5 protein-coding genes and 2 pseudogenes are annotated in these 7,952 nt (G+C 40.6%); 2 read left to right on the plus strand and 5 right to left on the minus strand.

Translation table 11 applies throughout. From position 1 onward, the window contains the following. Positions 1-112 precede the first annotated feature (112 nt). On the plus strand, positions 113-889 hold the full coding sequence (locus WKI42_RS08645; RefSeq protein ID WP_368081702.1) for a polyphosphate polymerase domain-containing protein: 777 nt from the start codon (positions 113-115) through the stop codon (positions 887-889). Next, complete coding sequence (locus WKI42_RS08650) at positions 882-1,565, plus strand: DUF4956 domain-containing protein (protein WP_368081703.1); 684 nt, start codon at positions 882-884, stop codon at positions 1,563-1,565. The genes WKI42_RS08645 and WKI42_RS08650 overlap by 8 nt, the downstream gene beginning before the upstream one ends. A gap of 226 nt (positions 1,566-1,791) precedes the next feature. On the opposite strand, the pseudogene WKI42_RS11100 reads toward WKI42_RS08650, so the two are convergent. From WKI42_RS11100 to WKI42_RS08670, 5 genes and pseudogenes are all read right to left on the minus strand, one after another. Continuing rightward, positions 1,792-2,403 (minus strand): annotated as a pseudogene (locus WKI42_RS11100) (RICH domain-containing protein); the annotation flags it as partial. Between the two features lie 1,679 nt (positions 2,404-4,082). Further along, positions 4,083-4,328 carry a hypothetical protein gene (locus WKI42_RS11105; protein WP_440581620.1) on the minus strand — a complete coding sequence of 82 codons (246 nt, stop codon included), beginning with the start codon at positions 4,326-4,328 and terminating at the stop codon, positions 4,083-4,085. Beyond that, positions 4,326-5,270 (minus strand): annotated as a pseudogene (locus WKI42_RS08660) (CAP domain-containing protein); the annotation flags it as partial. The pseudogene WKI42_RS08660 and the gene WKI42_RS11105, both read right to left, overlap by 3 nt. Before the next feature lie 129 nt (positions 5,271-5,399). Next, entirely contained in the window at positions 5,400-6,437 is a 1,038-nt protein-coding gene (locus WKI42_RS08665; RefSeq protein WP_173213929.1) for an aldose epimerase family protein, read from the minus strand. A 116-nt stretch (positions 6,438-6,553) separates the two neighbouring features. Next, positions 6,554-7,720, minus strand: a complete 1,167-nt coding sequence (locus WKI42_RS08670; RefSeq protein WP_368081706.1) for an SIS domain-containing protein — start codon at positions 7,718-7,720, stop codon at positions 6,554-6,556. Positions 7,721-7,952: the final 232 nt, after the last annotated feature.

Raw genomic sequence — 7,952 nt, forward strand, 5'->3', positions numbered from 1 at the left:
AGTGAAGCTGACGTGATTTGAAAAGATTTTCGAAGAGTATCAACTTGCTCAGACACATATATCTTCTAATAAGATAGAGTGCTGAAACAGTTTGATAAAGGAGACAGGATTTATGAAACCAATTGAAACAAGCTTTAAACGAATTGAAACCAAATATGTCGTTGCCAAAGCTGACTTGGCTAATTTAATAGAGGACTTAAAAATATACCTCGTCGAGGATGATTATCCAACTTCGACCATTTCCAACATCTACTTTGATACAGAGCAATTTGATATGATTCAGGATGATAGCCAAGGTACTAAGCGCAAAGAAAAGATTCGGATGCGAACCTATCTCAGTCAAGTCCAGCCCGATAGTCAGGTATTTTTAGAAATCAAATCCAAGGACAGGACTGATGTCGGGCGAAAATATCGTCTCTTGTCGACTCCCCAGTCTATCACCCAATTTATGACCAAAGGACAGCTGGATAGCAGCATCAAGGACCAAATGATGATTGAAAAAATCCAGCAACTCCAAGAGGAATATCAGCAAGCCATCATCCCTCGTATGTATATCTACTACGACCGCTTTTCTCTCAAGGAAAAGAAAGAAATTAGCGGATTTCCCTACAATAAAATTCGTGTCACCATTGACCAAAATCTAACCTATCGTGATGAGAATGTCAGTTTATTTTCAGGAAAGGACGGTTTCCCTCTACTAAACGAGGACATTGTCATCATGGAAATAAAAGCACCTGGTAGAAAACCCCAATGGCTACAAGATATTCTCGACCAATATGGACTGGTAGAGCAGAAATTTTCAAAATACAGCTGCGCCTACCACAAGTCTCAGGGGCTGGACTATAGCCCACGACCAAGCATAGAAAGTGTAGGTACTACTTATGTCTAATCTTTTCAATTCTATTTTCAACGACACAACTGCTACTGCCAATCCTATCCAACTCTTTCTGGCTCTCTTGGTCAGCCTGATTTTAGGTTTGGCGCTGACCTGGGCTTACAAACACCGTACCCTCTATACCCGGGAATTTGCTGTTAGTTTGACCCTACTCCCCTGCTTGATGACCTTGGTCATCTTTCTGGTAAATGGCAGCCTAGGAACCTCTATCGCTGTTGCAGGAACCTTTAGCCTCATTCGTTTCCGTTCAGCCACCAGTGGCTCACGGGAACTAATTGCTATCTTTCTTGCCATGATTATCGGGCTGGCAGCAGGGACAGGCTATCTAGCTCTAGCGATTCTCTTCACTGTCTTTATCTTAGCAGTATGGCTTCTTTTAGAGAAACAACAAAGCAAGAGTAATCACCAACGTCGCAGACTATTAACCATCACAATTGCCAACCAAGAAAAGCAACTCCAAACTATCCAATCTGGGCTATCACAATTCTGTACCGAGTTAGACCTCATCTCCATTGATACCAGCAATGATGGAGAACAAGTCACCACTGTCTACGAAGTGGATTTCAAGGCTCAAACCGATGATTTTCAAGTCATCAATTACCTCACTAAAGAACAAGATACTTACCAGGTTTCCCTGACTAAGAATGCCAAGAAGAGAAAGAATTTGTAATTTTCAAATCAAATAGCAAACTAAGAATCTATTGAGTACCACCATTCTTTACCAATCAAAAAAACTCCGTAGTCTCTGACACCATAAATCCGGCTAGAGATTACAGAGTTATTTTTTAATCTAAACTTCCTACAAGGGTATAGTATCTACTGAAAGGATATGGTATTTGTAGGGAATACTTTAAAGAGTTCTTACAGGAAGTCAGTATTAACTAGTTATATTAGGTTTAGTTTACCCATTCACCATTGGCATTGACTCTATAGCCATCTACAGTTGTGTTGACTGCAAGGGCACCTGAGGCATTGACATAGTACCATTTGTCTGATACTTTGAACCATTGGCTTGCTTTCATAGCACCTGATGCTTCAAGATAGTACCAGGTATCTCCATCTTTCACCCAACCTGTTGCCATTGAACCGTTAACATTTAGGTAGTACCATGAGCCATTGACTTTAGCCCAACCTGTTGCCATAGCGCCGTTAGCGTTTAGGTAGTACCATGAACCATTGTACTGTAGCCATCCTGTCGCCATAGCGCCATTGCTGTTGAGGTAGTACCATGAGCCATTGTTTTGTAGCCAACCTGTTACCATAGCACCATTAGCGTTGAGGTAATACCATGAACCGTTGTCTTGTAGCCATCCTGTCACCATTGAACCATCAGTATTGTAGAAGTACCACATGCCGTTTTCTTGTTTCCAGCCTGTTTTTGGAGTGGCTGGTTTAGCTGGTTCTACTACAGAATATGAGCTGTATGATGGAACATATGAAGGGTATGAAGGCACATATGTCGGATTAGATGGTCTTGCAGGAACAGAAGGTTGTGCTGGAGTTTCAGTTTTTGGCGGTTGCTGCTGAGTCAAGCGGTTATATGCTTCTTCCGATTTACGAGCATAGTCTTCCTCAGCTTGTTGATCATCTGTTTTCTCTGGTTGAGTTGGCTCTTCAGCTGGTTTTTCTTTAGCTTTATCTTCTTCTGCAGCTTTTTTATTAGCTTCATCTATTGCTTCTTCAGCATCTTCAGCAGTTAATCCATTTTTGAAACCTTCTACAATTTTAGCTCTCGTTTCAGCTGCTTCTTTCTTTAATGCTTCAATCGTTTTTTGTTTTTGTGCTTCTAGTTCTGGATCATTTTTCGTATCAGCTTTTTCTAACTCTTTAATTGTAGCTTCTAAAGCTTTATCGTAATTGGCTAAAAATTCTTTTTGGGCAGCTGCTTCTTCCTTAGCTTCTTTTTCTTCTGCAACTTCCTCTTCTTTAGCTTTTTCTTCTATTTCTTTTTCAGCTGCTTCTGCAGTTAGACCTTCTTTGAAGCGTTTTTCATAATCAGCCTTCTTATCTGCAGCTCGTTTTTTTAATTCATCAATAAACCCTTGAATTTGTTTTTCTAATTCTGGATCATTTTTTGCATTTTTTAAATCTTCTTCTAATTCTTTAACTGTAGTTTCTAAAGCTTTATCAAAATTAGATAAGAATTCTTTTTGAGCAGCTACTTCGGCTTCTTTCTCAGCCTTTTCAGCCGCCTCAAGTTGTCGCTTGGCAACTTCGAGGTTGCCTTTTTCGGTGTTTAATTCTTTCAACAGAGGGGTGACTTCAGGAATAGACTCATACATTTTTTTTGTATATTCTTCATCCTTAGCTTTCTGTTTTGTTGTTGTTTCATCTACTTTTTTATTCGCTTCATTAAATTTTTTAGTGTATTCCGGTTGGTTTGGATATTTATTTTTTTCTTCTTGTGCTTGTCTTAGTTCAAGATAAGCTTTCTGCAGCTCTCCATTAATTATTTGCCGTTCTTCATCTATTTTTCTAACGGCATTTGCCTTTTCTTCGGCTTTTTTCTGAGCTTCATCGTAATTTTTCTGAGCTTCGGCCACCTTTTTTTCTGCCTCAGCAACCTTGCTCTTTGCCTGTTCTACGGTAGATGAAGCAGATGCTGTAGATGCCACCTCCGCTTTCACAGTTACTGGCGGAGACGCAACAAAACCAGCCCCTAAGATAGCGACACTGGCTAGACTTGTTAAAATCATTTTTTTCTTATTCATCTAAATTTACCTCTTTTCTGATAATCATTTTTAGACTATACTTATATTAAGTATACCCCCCCCCCCCACAAATCTTTGTCAAGTGTTTTATATTAAATTTTTGTTACATTTTTGTTCGGAATTTTATTTGTTTTATCAAAGTTTTTATGAAAATCGTTTTGAAAACTTTTGTATTTCTTTACATTCTCTCCCTTAGAGTTTCTCTTTTATACTCACTTGACTTCAAAGACAAGGTGTGTATTTGCTTTTCGATTGCAGATAAAACTCACATTACCATATATCAAAAGGTTGATTTCTGAATTAGGAATAGTCTTGCATATTTGCGATGGATGATGACTCGTTCTTATTTTCAGTAAGTAGCAACTGACTCGAGACACTCCAAAAAAGAGGTCAATGTTCGCCATCAACCTCTTTCTTATCGTTCATTCTTGTTGCTAGTGAGACGGATAACTTACCTCTCAGTCGGCATGTTCATCCTAGCTTACCCATTCACCATTAGCATTGACACGGTAACCATCTGGTGTTGTTGTGTTAACAGCCAAAGCGCCTGAACCATTTGCATAGTACCAGTGTTGACCTACTTTAAACCAACCCGTTTTCATGATCCCTTCTTCATCAAGGTAATACCAAGTACCATTTTCCTTGTACCAGCCTGTTTTCATAGCTCCTGAGCCATCAAAGTAGAACCATCTGCTACCATCTGTTCCCCAGCCTGTAAACATAGCACCTGAGTTACTTAGATAATACACCGATCCATCAACTTCTACAAATCCAGTCTGCATAACACCTAGATCATTCAAGTAGTACCATTGACCACCTGTTTTCAACCAGCCTGTCTTCACATCACCAGACTCATAAAAATACCACTTGCCATTAGACTGCACCCAGCCAGACTGATCAGACGTAGATTTTCTGAAATCTTTCAGCGGTGTTTCTACAACTATAGCTTTACTTTTAACTGTTGAAAGGTTTGAAGCAGTCACTTCTGTGTACTGAACAGCAGAACCATATCCACCAGCCAATTCCTCTGAAGAAGTCGTAGTTCCTAGAGCCAGAGCAACCGTTGCTGCCTTCTGAGGACTAGCTGCATTTTTAAAAGCAGCAAGACCCACATGGGTAAATTTAGGGTTAATCAAGTTCTCATAATAAGATGAAAATTCTTTTGATGTTTTATCTTTCTTTTTCGCCACATATTGCGCCTTTTCAGCATGCCAATTTTCAATTGCTTTTAGAAATCCATCAGGATTCAAATCTAGGGCTTCTCCACTTAGGCTATTACCAGATGGAAAGGCAGTCCAGTTGTTTTTACTTGAAAGACGTTCAGCCTTCAGCGCAACAGATACCTCAGCAGCGCGTACAAAAGCCGTTTTCTCATGGTCAACTGACCATTTGACAGGAACATACTTATCTACCAAACCTTCGTCGGCTGCTTCTTTACGAATTTTATTGATAGCATCTAAAATAGATTGTTGATGAGGAGGCAAAAATTCTCCCTTGATTCCAACCAAAACATTGCCACTAGAAGGTTTTAGCACCTCTGAGGTCAATACATTACCATCAGCAGATTGCGTTGCAACCAGTCTGTCATTGGCAAAAACATCATTTGTCAAAACTGCTCCTGCCAAGGTCAAAGCCAAGGCACTAGCAAATACAATTTTCTTCATTGTTTACTCCTTATATCTTTTGAATCGTATCTTGATAAATACTTTTTAACACCTAATTATATCATATTTTCCTACTATTTGTCTTTGCTTACCTATTCCTAAATCCCAAAAGTAGGCGCAATGATTCTTTTATTTCACAACAAGCTCATAACGTGTCTTACTTGTAAAGATTTGACCGGCTTTGAGAATGACTTGGTCTTTGAGGTTACTGTGAATGGCATCTGGTAAAGCTTGCGCTTCAAGGGCAATCCCATTGTGCTGTACCATTGGCTGACCTCTTATGATGACACTCTCATCCACAAAGTTTGCTGTGTAGACTACAAAGCAAGGAGCCTCTGTCTTGAAGAGCAGGAAGCGACCTGAGTTTTGGTCATAAAGGAAACCAGCATTATCATGACCTGCAGGAAGGGCAAATGGATGATCCAAACCAGATACCAGCTGGATTTGCTCATCTTCTTCTGCAAAGATATCCTTCAACAAGGCACCATTGTAGATGTGTTTGACCACATCACGATTGGCATCTGGAGTTTTGGCTGGAACACCGTCGGGAGCGATTGGATAAATGCCCTCTGTGTTTAGTTGGAAGACATGGCGGTCAATGGTCTGCGTGAAATCACCAGACAAGTTGAAATAGCTGTGGTTGGTTGGATTGACCAGCGTATCCTGATCTGTTGTTACCTTGTAGCTGATTTCATAGGCACCAGTTTCTTCCAAGTGATAGCTGATCCAGATTTTGAGATTGCCGGGAAATCCTCCTGTCCCATCTGTACGCTCTGTGTAGAGGGTCAAGCCATGGTCGCTCACTTCAACTCGTTCAAACAAGCTGGAATCCCAACCAGTTGAACCACTGTGGTTACAGTTGCTAGCATTGTTGACTTCCAGATGATAGGTCTTGCTATTGAGCTCAAAGGTCGCACCTGCAATACGGCCCGCCACAGGACCTACGCTAGCTCCATGCTTGGGACTATTGCCTACATAGCTATCAAAATCATCAAAACCCAAAATAACATTGGCAAAATTTCCAGCCTTGTCAGGTGTGACATAGCGCAGGATGGTCGCACCATAAGTCATGACCTCAAGTTGGTAGCCACCGTTCGTCTCAAAACGATAGGCCAAGACATCCTTGCCCTCAACATTTCCAAATACACGCTCTGTATATGCTTTCATTCTGTTCTCCTTTTACTATTTCTCCCAAGCAAACAAACCATAGAAAGCACCTTGACAATCTATGGTTTACTTGTATGATTTACAAACCCCTTTATCAAGAATCTATAAACGCAGTATTACTTTTGATATTCGTGGATGATAACACCTTGTACCACACGGTTTACTGTACCAGTAGGTGATGGTGTGTCTGGTTTATTTTCTACCTTGAGTGAAGTCAATAGGGCAAAGAGTTGGGCATAAACGATGTAAGGGAAGACACGGTAAATATCATTCAAGACACCGCCACAACCAAGGGCAACTTCTTTGACATTTTCAAGACCAAAGGCTTGATCACTCAAAAGCACAACACGGCGAGCAATCTGATCACCAGCAACTTCACGAACCAAGTCCAAGTCGTACTTGCGAGTGTAGTCTGTTGTTGTACCAAAGAGCAAAACAACTGTATTTTCGTTGATAAGAGATTTTGGACCGTGACGGAAGCCGACTGGACTTTCATACATGGTCGCCACTTGGCCAGCTGTTAATTCCAAAATCTTGAGCTGAGCTTCATGAGCAAGTCCAAAGAAAGGACCAGCGCCTAGATAGATGACACGATTAAAGTCGAGGTCAACAAGCTCTTTGACATCTTCTGCATTATCTAAAACTTTACGAGCAAGACTAGATACAACTTCAAAACGTTCAGCTTTCACAGCAAATTCTGTAGGATCAAAGACCAAGAGAGCTGTCAACATCATTGACGTAAAGCTAGAAGTCATGGCAAATCCAGCGTCATTAGAGGCAGCTGGTTGCAAAAGTAAGAGATTGCGGTCATCTCCATGAGCTTGACGAGCCAATTTACCATCTGCTGCACAAGTAATCGTCACTTGATAAAGCTCATCTACCAAGGCTTTGGCCAAATCAACAGTCGCCACACTTTCAGGCGAGTTCCCACTGCGAGCAAAGGATACAAGGACAGTCGCCACATCTTTTTTCAAATAGGTTTCTGGATTGGCAACGATATCTGTTGTCGCAATGGCATTGAAATTCCATTTGCGTTCATCATAGACTTCCTTAAAGTAAGGTACCAAGGTATCTCCCACATAAGCAGAAGTCCCAGCACCTGTCAAGATAACCTTGATATAATCATGTTTATCAGCAATCCCCTGTAGAAAAGCTGCAATTTCTTCACGTTTTGCTTGATAAGATTCAAAAGCTTCTTTCCATACATCAGGCTGTTGGTAGATTTCACGTGTAGTGATTTCTGCACCCAATTCGAGTAAGTCTTCTTTTGTATAATGTAGCATTGAGTTCCTCTTTTTCTATTAAATATGGGAATGGGAGTAAGCCCCATTCCCATGTATATTCTATATCAGTTGTTCTGACGATGTTCACGTTGTCATATGAATTGAATCAAGTTCCAACTAAAACCTATGGGAAAAAGACCGATTATCGTCGGAGCATCGCTCCATCCTTCTATCGCCTATTTTCCCTGTGATTTTCACGCTGTCACATCGTATACTCAATGAAAATCAAAGA

It is taken from the genome of Streptococcus pseudopneumoniae (assembly GCF_038148935.1).
GTDB classification, from domain to species: domain Bacteria; phylum Bacillota; class Bacilli; order Lactobacillales; family Streptococcaceae; genus Streptococcus; species Streptococcus pseudopneumoniae_U.